Origin of the sequence: Stenotrophomonas sp. BIO128-Bstrain (assembly GCF_030128875.1) — a bacterium.
GTDB classification, from domain to species: Bacteria; Pseudomonadota; Gammaproteobacteria; order Xanthomonadales; family Xanthomonadaceae; genus Stenotrophomonas; species Stenotrophomonas bentonitica_A.
Window position 1 is genome coordinate 3999791 of the sequence record NZ_CP124620.1, and the last position, 15669, is coordinate 4015459.

General features: G+C 67.7%; 13 protein-coding genes. 11 read left to right on the forward strand and 2 right to left on the reverse strand.

Annotated features, from left to right (window positions below; all coding sequences use genetic code 11):
* The first annotated feature begins 48 nt into the window (after positions 1 to 48).
* Genes POS15_RS18180 through POS15_RS18195 form a run of 4 tightly spaced genes read left to right on the forward strand, consistent with a single transcriptional unit; the run spans position 49 to position 5944 of the window.
* A complete protein-coding gene (locus tag POS15_RS18180) occupies positions 49 to 426 on the forward strand; it encodes a DUF2946 family protein (protein WP_019185620.1) in 378 nt (125 codons plus the stop codon).
* Between the two features lie 54 nt (positions 427 to 480).
* On the forward strand, positions 481 to 1761 hold the full coding sequence (locus tag POS15_RS18185; RefSeq protein ID WP_019185621.1) for a TolC family protein: 1281 nt from the start codon (positions 481 to 483) through the stop codon (positions 1759 to 1761).
* Positions 1758 to 2747, forward strand: coding sequence for an efflux RND transporter periplasmic adaptor subunit (locus POS15_RS18190; protein WP_019185622.1), 990 nt, complete (start codon positions 1758 to 1760; stop codon positions 2745 to 2747). The genes POS15_RS18185 and POS15_RS18190 overlap by 4 nt, the downstream gene beginning before the upstream one ends.
* Before the next feature lie 35 nt (positions 2748 to 2782).
* Positions 2783 to 5944: a CusA/CzcA family heavy metal efflux RND transporter gene (locus tag POS15_RS18195; RefSeq protein WP_019185623.1), complete on the forward strand. Its 3162-nt coding sequence runs from the start codon at positions 2783 to 2785 to the stop codon at positions 5942 to 5944.
* Between the two features lie 107 nt (positions 5945 to 6051).
* Here the strand turns inward: POS15_RS18195 and POS15_RS18200 are convergent, their stop codons facing one another.
* Positions 6052 to 7266 carry a glycosyltransferase gene (locus POS15_RS18200; RefSeq protein ID WP_046272601.1) on the reverse strand — a complete coding sequence of 405 codons (1215 nt, stop codon included), beginning with the start codon at positions 7264 to 7266 and terminating at the stop codon, positions 6052 to 6054.
* 320 nt (positions 7267 to 7586) lie between these two features.
* Between POS15_RS18200 and rpmB the strand changes: the two genes are divergently transcribed.
* The 6 genes from rpmB (at position 7587) to uvrD (ending at position 14354) form a co-directional block, all read left to right on the forward strand.
* A complete protein-coding gene (gene rpmB / locus POS15_RS18205) occupies positions 7587 to 7823 on the forward strand; it encodes a 50S ribosomal protein L28 (protein WP_019185625.1) in 237 nt (78 codons plus the stop codon).
* A gap of 10 nt (positions 7824 to 7833) precedes the next feature.
* On the forward strand, positions 7834 to 8001 hold the full coding sequence (gene rpmG / locus POS15_RS18210) for a 50S ribosomal protein L33 (protein ID WP_172407465.1): 168 nt from the start codon (positions 7834 to 7836) through the stop codon (positions 7999 to 8001).
* A gap of 145 nt (positions 8002 to 8146) precedes the next feature.
* Positions 8147 to 9565 (forward strand): cardiolipin synthase, encoded by a 1419-nt coding sequence (cls, locus tag POS15_RS18215; RefSeq protein WP_019185626.1) that lies wholly within the window; start codon positions 8147 to 8149, stop codon positions 9563 to 9565.
* 36 nt (positions 9566 to 9601) lie between these two features.
* On the forward strand, positions 9602 to 11002 hold the full coding sequence (locus POS15_RS18220; RefSeq protein WP_046272618.1) for an FAD/NAD(P)-binding protein: 1401 nt from the start codon (positions 9602 to 9604) through the stop codon (positions 11000 to 11002).
* A gap of 126 nt (positions 11003 to 11128) precedes the next feature.
* Positions 11129 to 12130 carry a subclass B3 metallo-beta-lactamase gene (gene bla / locus POS15_RS18225; protein WP_200899487.1) on the forward strand — a complete coding sequence of 334 codons (1002 nt, stop codon included), beginning with the start codon at positions 11129 to 11131 and terminating at the stop codon, positions 12128 to 12130.
* Positions 12131 to 12164: 34 nt separating this feature from the next.
* Positions 12165 to 14354, forward strand: a complete 2190-nt coding sequence (uvrD, locus tag POS15_RS18230; protein ID WP_019185629.1) for a DNA helicase II — start codon at positions 12165 to 12167, stop codon at positions 14352 to 14354.
* Positions 14355 to 14460: 106 nt separating this feature from the next.
* Here uvrD and POS15_RS18235 read toward each other — a convergent pair whose 3' ends face one another.
* On the reverse strand, positions 14461 to 15225 hold the full coding sequence (locus POS15_RS18235; RefSeq protein ID WP_235318866.1) for a hypothetical protein: 765 nt from the start codon (positions 15223 to 15225) through the stop codon (positions 14461 to 14463).
* 81 nt (positions 15226 to 15306) lie between these two features.
* On the opposite strand from POS15_RS18235, the gene POS15_RS18240 reads away from it, so the two are divergent.
* On the forward strand, positions 15307 to 15633 hold the full coding sequence (locus POS15_RS18240; protein ID WP_019185631.1) for a low molecular weight protein tyrosine phosphatase family protein: 327 nt from the start codon (positions 15307 to 15309) through the stop codon (positions 15631 to 15633).
* Positions 15634 to 15669 lie beyond the last annotated feature (36 nt).

Here is a 15669-nt window from a genome sequence, read left to right on the forward strand (position 1 = left end):
CCGGCCTGCGATTGTGTAACGGCTTCACGCCCGGCTACCCTGCGGGCCATGTTCCGTCGTGCCCGCCCGCGTCCGTCCCTGCTGCTCCGCCTGCTGATGCTGGTGGTGGTCGGTGTGGGCGTGTTCGGCAGTTCGCTGGCCTCGGCCCTGGCCGATATCCACCTGAGCGTGCATGCCGACAGCAGCGAGCTGCATGGCAGCGATGACACCGCCGGCACCGCCTCCAGCGACGACGACGGCAACGAAGACTGGCTGCATGCCCTGGTGCATTGCGGCCACTGCCATGGCCACGGCGGCGTGCTGCCGATGGCCGCGATGGCCTGGAGCCTGCCCGCCGCCCCCAGCCACGGCGTCCCTGCCGGGTTGGTCGCGCAACTGCGCACCCAGCCGCCCGAGAACCTGCTGCGTCCTCCGATAGCGATCTGATGCCCTGCGGCCGCGTGCCGCCGTTTGCCATCTGATTGTTTTCTGGAGACTCCCATGTGGATGCGTCTGGCAGCGTTGGCTGCCATTGCGTTCGTGCCGTGCGTGTACGCACAGGGCACGACACCTGCTGCACCGTTGACCCTCGACGACGCCATCGCGCGCGTCGCCCAGTACCACCCCGACCTGCGCCTGGCGCAGGCCCAGCGCCCGGTGTGGGAAGCCCGCCGTGACGCGGCCGGCCTGTCGCCGCCGTTGACCGTGGGCGTGGAACTGGAGAACGCGCTCGGCACCGGCGAGGCCCGCGGCGTCGATGCCGCCGAGGTCACCGTCACCCTGGCCGGCGTGCTGGAGCGGGGCGGCAAGCTGGATGCCCGCCGCGCCGTAGCCCAGGCCAACCTCGACAGCCTCGCCCCGCAACGCGAAACCGCGCGGCTGGACCTGATGGCCGAGGTCGCCCGCCGCTACCTGGCGGTGACCGACGCGCGCCAGCAGCTGCGCATCGCCGAGACCGATATCGAACAGCGCAGGCGCGCGGTGGCCGCCGCGCGGCTGCGCCTGCAGGCCGGTGCTTCGCCGGAGTCAGTGCTGATGACGGCCCAGGCGATGCTGGCCCAGGCTGAGCTGGACCGCGATCGCGCCATGCAGATGGATCAGTCCGCGCGTGCGGCACTGTCGGCGTTGTGGCGCCAGCGTGATCCTGGCTTCGACGTGGTGAGTGGCGACCCGATGCAGCTGCCCGCGCTGCAGGACTTTGCCGTGCTCGCCGACGAACTCCAGCGCACGCCGGAACTGGCGGTGCTGGCTGGCGAGCGCCGCATCCGCGAAGCGCAGGTGCAGCTGGCCCGAACCGAAGCACGGCCCGACGTCAGCTGGCAGGTGGGCGTGCGCAACAGCCGCGATACCCGCGATACCTCGCTGGTGGCTGGTTTCAGCCTGCCGCTGGGCAGCGTGCGCCGCGCCGAGCCGGAGATCCGCGCGGCCGAGGCCGAGCTGGCGCTCAACAGCGTGGAGCGCGAGGCGCGCGCGCTGCAGCTGTACGCCACGCTCGCTGAAGCGCATGGCCGCTACCTGACCTCGCGATTGGAAGTCACGCGCATGGCGCGCGACGTCCTGCCCCAGCTCAAGCGCGCCGAGAATGCCGCCGAGAAGGCCTGGCGTGCCGGCGCGATCAGCTACATGGAATGGGCCCAGCTGCAGGCGATGCGGATCGAAGCACGCCAGCGCCAGCTGGAAGCGGCCATCGCCGCACAGACCGCCCTCATTGAAATCCAGCGGCTGACCGGCCAGAGCATGGTCGCCGCCACCGACACCGTGTCCGCGGAGGACCGCCGATGACCGCTTCCCTGACCCGTACCGTGCTGGCCGGCAGCCTGTTGATCGCGCTGATGGCGCTCACCGGCTGCGGCAGCAGTGACCCCGCGGCAGCGCCGACCAAGGCCGCTGCGACGGACGCCGGCCATGGCGAGGCCGGGCATGACGATGATCATGACGATCATGACGCACCGGAAAGCACCACCATCGCCGCCGCGATGGCCGAACAGGCCGGCATCCGGGTGGCGCCGGTGGTGGCCGGCACCATCGCCGACGAGCACGACGTGCAGGGCCTGCTGACGCCGGTCGATGGCCGTGTCGCGCAGGTGATGGCGCGCTTCCCCGGGCCAATCCGCTCGCTGCGCGCCAATGTCGGCGACCGCGTGCGCGCCGGCCAGGTGCTGGCCAGCATCGAGAGCAACCTGAGCCTCACCACCTACACCGTGACCGCACCGATCGGTGGCGTGGTGCTCGCGCGCCAGGCCCAGGTCGGCGGCGTGGCCGGCGAGGGCACGCCCTTGTTCGAGATCGGTGATCTGTCCACGTTGTGGGTGGACCTGCATATCTTCGGCAACGACACCCAGCACATCACCGCCGGCGTGCCGGTCACGGTGTCGCGGATGACCGACGGCGTCAGCCAGGCCACCACGCTGGAGCGCGTGCTGCCCGGTACCGCCACCGCCAGCCAGAGCACGGTCGCCCGTGCCACGCTGCGCAACGACGACGGCCAATGGCGGCCCGGTGCCGCGGTCAAGGCCCGCATCGTGGTCGCTACCACGCCGGCGGCGCAGGTGGTGCCGCTGAGCGCCCTGCAGACGATGGACGGCAAGGATGTGGTGTTCGTGCGCGAAGGCGAGAACTACACCGCACGCGCGGTGACGCTGGGTGCACGCGATGCCGGCAAGGTGGAAGTGCTCGATGGCCTGACCCTCGGCGAAGAGGTGGTCGTCGAGCAGAGCTACGTGGTCAAGGCCGACATCGGCAAGGCGGGGGCATCGCATGAACATTGACGCCTCGCCACGCCCCGCATCCGGAGGGCGCCGTCATGCTTGAGCGCATCATCCGCGCTGCCATCGCCCATCGCTGGTTGATGATGGCCCTGACCCTGGTGCTGATCGCGCTCGGCAGCTGGAGTTTCACCAAGCTGCCGATCGACGCCACCCCGGACATCACCAACGTCCAGGTGCAGATCAACACCGCCGCGCCGGGCTACTCGCCGCTGGAGACCGAACAGCGCATCACCTATCCGGTGGAAACGGTGATGGCCGGCCTGCCGGCGATGGAGCAGGCCCGTTCGCTGTCACGCTACGGCCTCTCGCAGGTGACCGTGGTGTTCAAGGACGGCACCGATATCTACTTCGCCCGGCAGCAGGTCGCCGAGCGCCTGCAGCAGGTCAAATCGCAGATCCCCGAGGGACTGGATCCGCAGCTGGGGCCGATCTCCACCGGCCTCGGCGAGATCTTCATGTACACCATCGATGCCGATCCCAAGGCGCGCAAGGCCGATGGCACGCCCTACACCGCCACCGACCTGCGCACCCTGCAGGACTGGGTGATCCGGCCGCAGCTGCGCAACGTGCCTGGGGTGACCGAGGTCAACACCATCGGTGGCTTCCAGCGTCAGGTGCACATCACCCCGGATCCGGCACGCCTGCGCGCGCTGGGCTTTACCTTGGAGGACGTGGCGCAGGCGGTGGAAACCAACAACCAGAACGTCGGCGCCGGCTACATCGAACGCAATGGCCAGCAGTTCCTGGTGCGCATCCCCGGGCAGGTCGCCAACCTGGAGGAGATCGGCAACATCGTGCTGGCCCGCCGCGAAGGCGTGCCGATCCACGTGCACGATGTGGCCCAGGTGCAGGACGGCCCGGAACTGCGCAGCGGCGCGGCCACCCAGAATGGCCATGAAGTGGTGATGGGCACGGTGGTGATGCTGATCGGCGCCAACAGCCGGGATGTTGCCCAGGCCGCGGCCGCGCGCCTGCAGCAGGCGCAGGCCAGCCTGCCCGAGGGCGTTACTGTCACCGCCAGCTACGACCGCACCGCGCTGGTCGACCGCACCATCGAGACCGTCGCCAAGAACCTGATCGAAGGCGCCCTGCTGGTGATCGTGGTGCTGTTCCTGCTGCTCGGCAATTTCCGTGCGGCGTTGATCACCGCGGCGGTGATTCCACTGGCGATGCTGTTCACGCTGACCGGCATGGCCCGGGGCGGTGTGTCGGCCAATCTGATGAGCCTGGGCGCGCTGGACTTCGGCCTGATCGTCGATGGTGCGGTGATCATCATCGAGAACTGCCTGCGCCGCTTCGGCGAACGCCAGCACCTGCTCGGCCGCGACATGACCCGCGAAGAACGCTTCGCCGAAACCGCCAGCGCCACCGCCGAAGTGATCCGCCCGAGCCTGTTCGGGCTGGGCATCATCACCGCGGTGTATCTGCCGATCTTCGCGCTCACCGGCGTGGAAGGAAAAATGTTCCACCCGATGGCGATCACCGTGGTGCTGGCCCTGACCGGTGCGATGGTGCTGGCACTGACCTTCGTGCCCGCCGCGATCGCGCTGTTCCTCGGTGGCCGTGTGCAGGAGAAGGAAAACCGCCTGATGGCCTGGGTGCGTCGGCGCTACGAACCGATGCTGGGCTTCGCCCTGCGACGCGGCCGCTGGATGGTGGCCGGTGCGCTGGTGCTGGTGGTCGGGTGTGGCCTGCTGGCGACGCGGCTGGGCAGCGAGTTCGTGCCGAACCTGGACGAAGGCGATGTCGCGATGCACGCCATGCGCATCCCCGGCACCAGCCTCACCCAGTCCATCGAGATGCAGAAGCAGATCGAGAACCGGCTGGTGCAGTTCGCCGAGGTGGACAAGGTGTTCTCCAAGATCGGCACGCCGGAAGTCGCCTCTGATCCGATGCCGCCCTCGGTCGCCGATACCTTCATCATGATGAAGCCGCGCAAGGCTTGGCCGGATCCGCGCAAGACACGTGCGGCGCTGCTGGCCGAACTGGAAGACGCGGTCGAGCAGTTGCCCGGTAACAACTACGAGTTCACCCAGCCGATCCAGATGCGCACGAACGAGTTGATTTCCGGCGTGCGTGCCGACGTGGCGGTGATGCTGTTCGGCGATGATCTGGACACGCTGCTGTCGGTCGGCAAGCGCATCGCGGCGGTGGCCGGCAGCGTGCCGGGTGCGGCCGACGTGCGGGTAGAAGAGACGAGCGGTCTGCCACTGCTGACCGTTACCCCCAACCGCACCGCGTTGGCCGGGTATGGCTTGAACCCGGGCCAGGTGCAGTCGACCGTGGCCACCGCGGTGGGTGGCCAGGTGGCAGGGCAGCTGTTCGAAGGCGATCGCCGCTTCGATATCGTGGTGCGCCTGCCCGAAGCGCTGCGCCAGGACCCGGCCGCGCTGGCGGACCTGCCGGTGTCGTTGGAGACGGCGCTGGCCGATGACGCCGACGAGTCCAGCCGCACCGGCAGCTGGACCAGTGGCAGTGCGCGCACGGTGCCGCTGCGCGAGCTGGCGACGCTGAGCAACAGCGAAGGGCCGAACCAGATCAACCGCGAGAACGGCAAACGCCGGATCGTGGTCACCGCCAACGTGCGTGACCGCGACCTTGGTGGATTTGTCGGTGATCTGCAGCAGGCGATCGGGCGCGATGTGCAGGTGCCCAACGGCTACTGGATCGAGTACGGCGGCAGTTTCGAGCAGCTGATCTCGGCCAGCCAGCGCCTGTCCATCGTGGTGCCGGTGACGCTGGCGATCATCTTCGCGCTGCTGTTCTGGGCGTTCGGCTCGGTCAAGGATGCGGCGATCGTGTTCAGCGGCGTGCCGCTGGCGCTTACCGGTGGCGTGCTGGCGTTGGCGCTGCGCGGCATTCCGCTGTCGATCTCGGCCGGTGTCGGCTTCATCGCACTATCCGGCGTGGCGGTGCTCAACGGCCTGGTGATGATCAGCTTCGTGCGCAGCCTGCGCGAGCAGGGGATGCCATTGCCGCAGGCGGTACGCGAGGGTGCCTTGGGCCGTCTGCGCCCGGTGCTGATGACCGCATTGGTGGCCTCGCTGGGCTTCGTGCCGATGGCCTTCAACGTCGGCGCCGGCTCGGAGGTGCAGCGTCCGCTGGCGACCGTGGTGATCGGCGGCATCGTCTCCTCCACGCTGCTGACCTTGCTGGTGCTGCCGGTGCTGTATCGCTGGCTGCATCGGAAAGGATGAGGCGGCACGGGTGATCGGGTAACTCTTCATCGATGGGGTAGCACCCGACCGTTGATCGGGTGATTCTTCAGGCGGCACAGAAAAATCCGTGTGCGCCGTGGCCGCTGCTATCGAGGTGACAACCACGCCTCGATGGCAGCGACGCCAGTGCTGACGCCGTTCTCGGCAGTCATCGCGTGACCCAGCGCGGCGGCGCGGGCACGGGTATCGGCACGTTCGGCGAACGCGATGGCCCGCCTCAGTGTCCCGGCGTCCAACCGCTTCGGCGACAGCGCCGCCGGTGCCACGCCCAACTGCTGCAACCGGTCCGCCCAGAAGAACTGATCCGCGGCGAACGGCATCACCAGCGACGGCACCCCGGCCCGGCAGGCCGAGTGCGTGGTGCCGCTGCCACCGTGGTGGATGACGAGCGAGCAGCGCGGGAACAGGGCTTCGTGCGGGGTCGGCCCGAGCACGAACACGTTTGGCGGAAGCGGGGCGCTGGGCAGCCCGGCCCAGCCCGGGAACAGCAGTACCCGCCGCGGCGCCAGGGCCGCCAGCAGCGCGGGCAGCACCTGGTCGCGATCGAAGCCGGTCATGCTGCCGAACCCGAGGTAGACCGGCGGGGGGCCGGCGTCCAGGAAGGCCTGCAGGGCCGGCGGCGGCTGCCAGCCGTGCTCCGGTGCTCGCCACTGGCCGCAGATCCTGTGGTTGGCGGGCCAGTCCGGCGGCGGGGGCAGCAGGCTGGGCGAGATGCCGTACAGCATCGGCAGATCCCGCCAGGGCGAGGCGCGCCCCGGCATGCCCAATGCCCGTCGCGCGGCGTTGATCGGACCGCGGAAGGTGCGCCATACCGCCTGGTTGACCAAGGTGTAGCTGAGGCGATTGAGCGCGCCGGGCAGGCGCAGCCGTGGCAGGAACGGAGAGGGGAAGCCGGCGGTCGGGGTCAGCGGAATCATCCCGGTGCCGATCACCGGCAGCCCATGGTGTTCGGCCACGGCCAGGCCCACGAACGCGGCCAGCCCGCCGGTCAGCACCGCATCGCACCCGGCGGCCGCCGCGTCGGCCTGGCGCATCCAGCCGGGCACGTGCCGTTGCGCCATCCGCGCCAGACCCCGCGAGGCCGCAAGGCGGGCGTTGCCGCGCGACACCAGCGCCACCACCTCGTCATGGATGTCGCCCTCCAGCGCGGCATGCGGGACGCCCAGCTGGCGCGCGGTATCCAGCGTGCCGCGCTCGGCCAGCAGAAGCACCTCATGGCCGGCGCCGATCAGCCCATGACAGAGCATCACCAGCGGGCGGGTGTCGCCTTCGGTGCCGTAGGTCAGGGCGAGCAGCTTCATGAAAGGCTGAAGGCGAAGGGCAGTAAAGGGGCTGGGGTCGTCATCGTCACATCCGCGTTGCAGGCCCGGGCAGCCTAGCGGAGCGGCTGTCACGGGGCCGGGATGGCGCGCTTGGGCCAGGCCGGCTTGCCGCAGGCCCCCGGAGCGGGCATAATGCGCGGCTCGCTGTGTCCAAAAACCTTTGGATCGGTGGCCGGGAACACGTCATCCGGCCCGCCCTCGACAGCGTAACCCTTTGATTCTCATGACGTGTGGCGGGAAACCGCCGAGGCCGCCGTCGCCCGGGCTATGGGCTGACAACTACTTTATCGAGGTGCGCAATGTCCCGCGTATGCCAAGTTTCCGGCAAGCGAGTGCAGACGGGTAACAACGTCTCGCACGCCAACAACAAGACCCGTCGTCGTTTCCTGCCCAACCTGCACGAGCGCCGCTTCTGGGTTGCCAGCGAGAACCGCTGGGTCAAGCTTCGTGTTTCCGCGCATGCCCTGCGCACCATCGACAAGAACGGCATCGACTCCGTTCTGGCTGAGCTGCGTTCGCGCGGCGAAAAGGTCTGAGGAGTAAACGATCATGGCAGGCAAGCGCGATAAGATCCGTCTGATTTCGACGGCCAACACTGGCCACTTCTACACGACGGACAAGAACAAGAAGAACACCCCCGGGAAGATGGAATTCCTGAAGTACGATCCGGTCGTGCGCAAGCACGTCCTGTACAAGGAAGGCAAGATCAAGTAATCCGCGAGGATGCTTGAGCTTCCCGAAAAAACCCGCCCCTCGTGGCGGGTTTTTTCATGGGCCGCGCCCGGGCCCGCACCCGGCATGAGCGGTTGCATGCAGCGACCCATGGCAGAATGCGGTTCCCCTCCCGACGGGCGACGCGATGCTGTTCGAGTGGCTGCTGGGTTCGTGGTTGTTGATGCTGGATTGGCTGATCCGGCTGGCCGCGCTGTTCTGGATTCCCAGCCGCACCACGCCCGGTGCCGCGCGCAGCTGGCTGCTGCTGGTCGGCTTCGTGCCGCTGCTCGGGCTGCCGCTGTACCTGCTGTTCGGCCACCCCTGGCTGTCGCGCCAGCGCGTGCAGCGCCAGGCCGAGGCGTCCCAGGTGATCCGCGAGGAACAGGCCCTGCAGCCGCCGCTGCGCTGGACGCCCGCGCCGGATACCGCCACCGCCGAGATCGTGCCGCTGATCGAGCGCCAGGGCGATTTCATGCCCATCCACGGCAACGCGGTGGATCTGCTCAACAACTACGACGCTTCGCTGCAGGCGCTGATCGAAGACATCGACCAGGCGCGCGAACGCGTCCACCTGCTGTACTACCTGATGTTCGACGATGCGGTCGGTGAGGCCATCGTGCAGGCACTGCAGCGCGCCGCGGCGCGTGGCGTGCACTGCCGGTTGCTGCTGGATGCTGTCGGCGCCAAGCGCGGGCTGCGCCACTATCGCCACCGCCTGCAGGCGATCGGTGTGGATGTGCGCGCGATGTTGCCCGGTGGCCTGCGCTGGCGCCGCAGTGGCCGCATGGACCTGCGCAACCACCGCAAGATCGCGGTGATCGACAACCGCGTCGGTTACATCGGCTCGCAGAACCTGGCGCGGGCGCAGTTCGTGGCCGGGTTCCCGAACAAGGAACTGGTCGCGCGCGTGCGTGGGCCCGTAGTCGCCCATCTGGAGGCCGTGTTCGCCAGCGACTGGTACATGGAAACCGGACAGCGCCTGGATGTGTTGACCGCAGTGCCGGTGTGCTCAGCCGATGTCCCGACCCAGCTGCTGCCCAGCGGCCCGGCGTATCCCTTCAGCAACGCGCGTGATGCGGTGAACGCGCTGATCCATCTGGCCCGGCGGCGGATCGTGCTGGTCACGCCCTATTTCGTGCCCGACGAAGCGACCTTGAGCGCGCTGCGCATCGCTGCGCTGTCCGGCGTGCAGGTGCAGCTGATCCTGTCGGCCAGCACCAACCAGCGGCTGACCTCCTGGGCGCAGGAGGCCTACTACGACGAGCTGCTGCGCAGTGGCGTGCGCATCGCGCTGTATGCGCCGAACTTCCTGCACGCCAAGCACCTGACCGTCGATGAAGATATCGCGCTGGTCGGCTCGATCAATCTTGATATCCGCTCGTTCGCGCTCAATGCCGAGATCGGCATGCTCTGCTACGACGCCGGCATGGTGCGCCAGCTGGCGCAGATCGAAGCGGACTATCTGGAGCAGTCGCGCCAGCTGGATCTGGCGACGTGGCGCCAACGTCCGGCCTGGAAGCGCAGCCGCGAAGGCATCGCGCGGCTGGCCGATGCCTTGATGTAGTCCGCTGTGACGCACGTGGACGGCCGGTCCACGTGCATCGCCTACAATCGGGGCATGACTGCGTCCGATACCCATCGCCAGTGTGATCTGGCCATCGTCGGCGGCGGCGCTGCCGGCGTCCTTGTCGCACTGCAGGCGCTGCGCCATGCCGAGCGGCCGTCACGCATCGTGCTGTTCGAGCCGGCCTCGGTGCTGGCCGAAGGCATCGCCTACGCCACCCCGTGGCCCGAGCATCTGCTCAACGTGCCGGCCGGCAAAATGAGCGGGCTGCCGGACCAGCCCGCGGATTTTCTCGATTACCTGATCGACAGCGAGGCGATCGCCGATGTGCCGCGCGAGGTGCTGGCCGAACAGTTCGTGCCGCGCCGCCATTACGCTGCCTACCTGCGCCAGCGCCTGGAACAGGCGCGCGAACGCAGCGTGGCGGTGCTGGAGGTGGTCGAACAGCCGGTCTTCGCGCTGGTTCCCCACGCACAGGGCGTGCAGCTGCGGCTCGATGACGACGTGACCTGGAGCGCCCAGCGCGTGGTGCTGGCCTGCGGCAACAGCATGCGCCCGCTGCCGGTGCCCGGTGCCGACGCATTGCCGCCCGCGCAGGCGGTGGAGGCCTGGGATTACGACGGCGTGCGTGTCCTGGCCGGCGATGACGATCTGGCCATCATCGGCTCGGGCCTGAGCATGGCCGACAGCGTGGTCGCCCTCGCCGCCGCCGGTCACCGTGGGCGCATTTTCGTGCTCTCGCGTCATGCGTTGCTGCCGTTGCCGCAGGCGCATGGCGCATCCGTCACCTTCGATCCGCAGCCGCTGCTGGCGATGTCGCTGCGCCAGCGCATGCGGGAGCTGCGTGCGCAGGCCGATGCCGCCGTGGCGCGGGGCATCCCGTGGCAGAGCGTGATGGACCGCGTCCGGCCGATGGGCCAGGCGCTGTGGCTGAGCTTGAGCGAGGCCGACCAGCGCCGTTTCCTGCGCCACGTGGTGCGCTATTGGGACGTACACCGACACCGCATCGCCGAATCGGTGCACGCCCAGGTGGCCGAACTGGAGCGTCGTGGCCAGCTGCAGCGCCACCGCGCCCGCCTGGACACGCTGCTGGTGCAGGAAAGCGGGCTGCAGCTGCACGGCCGCAGCCCGGACGGTGGCCTGCCGCCATTGACCGTGGGCGCGGTAATCAACGCCACCGGGGTGGAGACGCGCGCGCTGTCCATGCGCAATCCGCTGATCCGGCAGCTGCTGGCCGACGGGCATGCCCGCCCGGGCCCGCATGGCCTGGGCCTGGATACCACGGTGGAGGAGGGCGGCCTGATCGACGGCCATGGCCAGCCGCAGCCCGCGATCCGGGTGGTCGGCAGCCTGCGCATCGGCACCCTGTGGGAAAGCCTGGCGATCCCGGAGCTGCGGGTGCAGGCCGAACAGGCCGCCCGACGCAGCCTGGGCTGACGGCGACATCCTTTCCGGGGCCGTGCAACCAGCCGCAGAGCCACCTCATGCCACCCTTTCGAAATATGCATTGGTGATGGGGCAGAGACGGCTCTAGGCTCGTGTGTTTCACAGAGGGAAATGCCCATGTCGTCCAGCCCCGACCGGACCGCCACCCCTGCCCCTGCGAGGGCCACGCTGCGCGCACTCACCTTGCTGGGCGCCATGCTGGGTCTGGCCGCCTGCCATCGTCAGGCACCCGCTGATGGCGCTGTTCCGACCGCTCGGGGTGCCGAGGCAGCTGCCGCCGCCACCGCGCTGGGCGACATTCCCGCCTGTCCGGCGGGTGCGAGCGTGATGGAGGGATGGAACGATCGTGCCCCGCCACGGCGTATCTTCGGCAATACGTGGTACGTGGGCACCTGTGGCCTGGCGGCCGTGCTGGTGACGTCCGATCAGGGCCATGTACTCATCGATGGCGGCACGACACCGGCTGGCCCGCTGATCGAGGCCAATATCCGCGCACTGGGCTTCGACCCGCGCGACGTGACGTACCTGCTGAACTCGCACGAGCATTACGATCACGCCGCCGGCCTGGCGCATCTGCAGGCGGCCACCGGTGCACCGCTGCTGGCGCGGGCCCCTGCCGTGGCCACCCTGCGCAATGGCAGAAGCGACCGCGATGATCCACAGTACCTTGAGGAAGGCGCAGCATTTCCACCGGTAGCGCAGGTTCGGGCCATCGGCGATGACGAGGTCGTCCGCGTCGGTCCGCTGGCATTGACTGCCCACGCCACCCCGGGCCATACGCCGGGCGGAACCAGCTGGACCTGGCGTTCATGCGACGCTGGGCGATGCCTGGATATCGCTTACACCGACAGCGTCAGTGCGATCTCCGATGCGCAGTACCGCTATATCGATCACCCGCGGATGGTGGAGGCCTTCCGGCGCGGCCTGGACCGCTTGGCCGCGCTTCCCTGCGACGTGCACGTAACGCCGCATCCACTGGGCAGCGACCTGTTCGCCCGTCTGCAGAACGACGCGGCCTCTCCGCTGGTCGATGCCGGCGCCTGCCGCCGCTACGCACAGCAGGGGCGCATCAACCTGGACAAACGGCTTGCCGAGGAAGCGGCCGGACGCGCGCCCTGACGCAGGGGCGGCCCGGAGGGCGTAAAATGGGGACATGGATGTTTCCCACTTGCTCGACGGGTTGAACCCCGCCCAGCGCGAAGCTGTGTCCGCCCCGCCCGGCCACCATCTGGTGCTTGCCGGTGCCGGTTCCGGCAAGACCCGCGTGCTTATCCACCGCATCGCCTGGCTCAATGAAGTCTGCGGCGTGCCGACCCATGGCATTTTTGCGGTGACCTTCACCAACAAGGCCGCCGGGGAGATGCGTCACCGCATCGACCTGCAGCTGCCGCAGGGCAGCCGCGGCGCCTGGATCGGCACCTTCCACGGCCTGGCCCACCGCCTGCTGCGCCTGCATTACCAGGACGCCAAGCTGCCCGACAGCTTCCAGGTGATGGACTCGGACGACCAACTGCGGCTGGTCAAGCGCGTGGTCCAGCAGCTGGAGATCGACGACGGCAAGTTCCCGCCGAAGCAGATCGCCTGGTGGATCAACGAGCAGAAGGACGAGGGCCGCCGCCCACAGCACATCCAGCCCGAGCCGCATGATGCGTGGCTGGAGACCATGCGCCAGGCCTACGCGGCCTACCAGGAACGCTGCGACCGTGCCGGCCTGGTCGATTTCGCCGAGCTGCTGCTGCGCGCGCATGAACTGCTGCGCGACAACCCGGCCCTGCTGGCCCACTACCGTTCGCGCTTCCGCGAAATCCTGGTGGACGAGTTCCAGGACACCAACGCCATCCAGTACGCCTTCGTGCGCGTGCTGGCCGGCGACAGCGGCCACGTGTTCGTGGTCGGCGACGACGACCAGGCCATCTACGGCTGGCGCGGCGCCAAGGTCGAGAACGTCCAGCGCTTCCTGAAGGATTTCCCGGGTGCGCAGACCGTGCGCCTGGAGCAGAACTACCGCTCCACCGCCAACATCCTCGGCGCAGCCAATGCGGTGATCGCGCACAACCCGGACCGCATCGGCAAGGAGTTGTGGACCGACAGCGGCGACGGTGATCCGATCGATCTTTACGCGGCCTACAACGAAATGGATGAGGCGCGTTACGTGGTCGAGCGGGCGCGCCAGTGGGTGCGCGACGGCGGCAGCTACGGCGATGTGGCCGTGCTCTACCGCAGCAACGCGCAGTCGCGTGCGTTCGAAGAAGCGCTGCTCTCCGAGCAGGTGCCGTACCGCGTGTATGGCGGCATGCGCTTCTTCGAGCGTGCCGAAATCAAGGACGCGCTGGCATACCTGCGGTTGATGACCAACCGCAACGATGACGCCGCCTTCGAACGCGCGGTCAACACGCCAACGCGTGGCATCGGCGACCGCACCCTGGATGAAGTGCGCCGGTTGGCGCGCGCCCAGGCGATCTCGCTGTGGGAAGCGACCATGCTGACCACCCAGGGAAATGCGCTGGCCGCACGCGCACGCAACGCGCTGGCCGGCTTCCTGGTGCTGGTCAATCAGCTCCAGGCCGAAGCGGACACGATGACCCTGGCCGAACGCATCGACCACGTGCTGATGCGCTCGGGCCTGCGCGAGCACTGGTCCAAGGAAAGCCGCAACGCGCTGGATTCGGAATCGCGCGCGGACAACCTGGACGAACTGGTCTCGGTGGCCTCGCGCTTCGTGCGTCGCGAGGATGACGTCGAAGAGACCCAGGACATGAGCGAGCTGGTCGCCTTCCTCGCCTACGCCTCGCTGGAGGCTGGCGAAGGCCAGGCCCAGGCCGGCGAAGAGGGCGTGCAGTTGATGACGCTGCACGCCGCCAAGGGCCTGGAATTCCCGCTGGTGTTCCTGGCCGGCATGGAAGACGGCCTGTTCCCGAGTGCACGTTCGCTGGAAGAAAGCGGCCGGCTGGAAGAAGAGCGTCGCCTGGCCTACGTGGGCATCACGCGCGCGCGCCAGAAGCTGGTGCTCTGCTACGCCGAATCGCGTCGCATCCATGGCCAGGACAACTACAACGTGCCCTCGCGTTTCCTGCGCGAGATCCCGCGTGAGCTGGTGAACGAAGTGCGCCCCAAGGTGCAGGTCTCGCGCGGCACCTCGCTGGGCGCCAACCGGGTGATGGGCCATGCGGCGCTGGAAGCACCGCCGCTCAAGCTGGGCGCGATGGTCAACCATCCCAAGTTCGGCGAAGGCATGGTCACCGACTATGAAGGCAGCGGCCAGCACGCCCGCGTGCAGGTGGAATTCATCGAAGCCGGCAGCAAGTGGCTGGTGATGGCGTATGCCAACCTGACGGTGATCTGATCACCGTCGGGGGCCGGGAATTCCTGTAGAGCCGAGCCATGCTCGGCTGCTGTAGGCGGGGAAAATCAGCCGAGCATAGGCTCGGCTCCACAACAGCGGTCGGTCGTCAGCCGGTGGTGAACGTCTCCACGGCTGCCACCACCCCGGCGCGTTCCATCAGCTCTTCATGCTGACGGTTTTGGATCAGCACGTAGCGCCCTTCTTCCGGCGACAGCACTTCGATCACCTCGTCGCGATAATTGGTGATCTCGATGAAGCCATCGCTCACTCCGTTGAGGTTTTCGATCTCGGCCATCAGTGTCTCAAGACTCACGATGGCCCCGTCCTTGTCCGCTCCGCCGCCAGTCCGGGGGTTGTCGAAATACAGGCTGATCTTCGGTTGCCTGATCCTGCGCCAGTTGTTGACGTCGACGATGTGATGCGTGGACCACTTGAAATCCTCTTCTGATTCGTTGCCGCTGAACTCGCACTGGAAGATCGGCAGACACAGGAACAGGTCGGTTCGATTCGCACTGCGGTTCAGGAGCCCGTGATACGTGCTGGGAACCGCTATCGCGTGGGTGAATCCATAGATGTTTGGTGGAATAGCAAAAATCGTCGGTCTGTCATGAGACAGGTGGGACGGCGCGCTCAGCCCTACGCTGGAAGCGAACTGCGGATCATGGATGTCCTTCGAGGTGATCGCCAGATCATGCCCGTCGGCGTTTCGCAGGCAGCAATAAAGCGTGTACGTCGCAACGACGTATTTGCCAACGTAGCAACCATGGGCTTCGCCGACCTCGCCAAATTCCCTCAACAGCTCATCTCTGGTGATCATGGTTATCTGGACAGTGGGGAAGCCCATGATGGCTGTCGGAACCTTCGTCAGCAATGCAATTTGTTTAGATTGTCCTGTGGGGTCAGATCCCTTTTCCGATGGAAAAGGAATCCGCCCCCGATTACGCTGCGAGCCATGACCCGCAACGTACTTTTCCTTTGCAGCCAGAACCGCCTGCGCAGCCCGACGGCCGAGCAGGTATTTGCCGATTGGCCCGGTATCGAGACCGCCTCGGCAGGGCTGCTGGCCCACGCCGAGGAAGTGCTCAGTCCGGAGCAGCTGCAGTGGGCCGACCTGGTCTTCGTGATGGAGAAGGAGCACCGCAGCCGGCTGTCCAGTCGTTACAACGCATGGCTGGGCGGCAAGCGGGTAATCTGCCTGGATATCCCGGACGACTACGAGTACATGGACCCGGTGCTGGTGGAGTTGCTCAAACGTAAGGTGGCGCCGTTCCTGCGTTGACCGCGCTGTTGTAGCGCCGAGCCATGCTCGGCTGCT

Excerpts from the sequence above, each read along its gene's own strand:
- uvrD (WP_019185629.1), top strand. The coding sequence starts at position 12,165 with ATGGATGTTTCCCACTTGCTCGACGGGTTGAACCCCGCCCAGCGCGAA.
- POS15_RS18190 (WP_019185622.1), top strand. The coding sequence starts at position 1,758 with ATGACCGCTTCCCTGACCCGTACCGTGCTGGCCGGCAGCCTGTTGATC.
- cls (WP_019185626.1), top strand. The coding sequence starts at position 8,147 with ATGCTGTTCGAGTGGCTGCTGGGTTCGTGGTTGTTGATGCTGGATTGG.
- POS15_RS18195 (WP_019185623.1), top strand. The coding sequence starts at position 2,783 with ATGCTTGAGCGCATCATCCGCGCTGCCATCGCCCATCGCTGGTTGATG.
- POS15_RS18185 (WP_019185621.1), top strand. The coding sequence starts at position 481 with ATGTGGATGCGTCTGGCAGCGTTGGCTGCCATTGCGTTCGTGCCGTGC.
- bla (WP_200899487.1), top strand. The coding sequence starts at position 11,129 with ATGTCGTCCAGCCCCGACCGGACCGCCACCCCTGCCCCTGCGAGGGCC.
- POS15_RS18240 (WP_019185631.1), top strand. The coding sequence starts at position 15,307 with ATGACCCGCAACGTACTTTTCCTTTGCAGCCAGAACCGCCTGCGCAGC.
- POS15_RS18180 (WP_019185620.1), top strand. The coding sequence starts at position 49 with ATGTTCCGTCGTGCCCGCCCGCGTCCGTCCCTGCTGCTCCGCCTGCTG.
- POS15_RS18200 (WP_046272601.1), bottom strand. The coding sequence starts at position 7,266 with ATGAAGCTGCTCGCCCTGACCTACGGCACCGAAGGCGACACCCGCCCG.
- rpmB (WP_019185625.1), top strand. The coding sequence starts at position 7,587 with ATGTCCCGCGTATGCCAAGTTTCCGGCAAGCGAGTGCAGACGGGTAAC.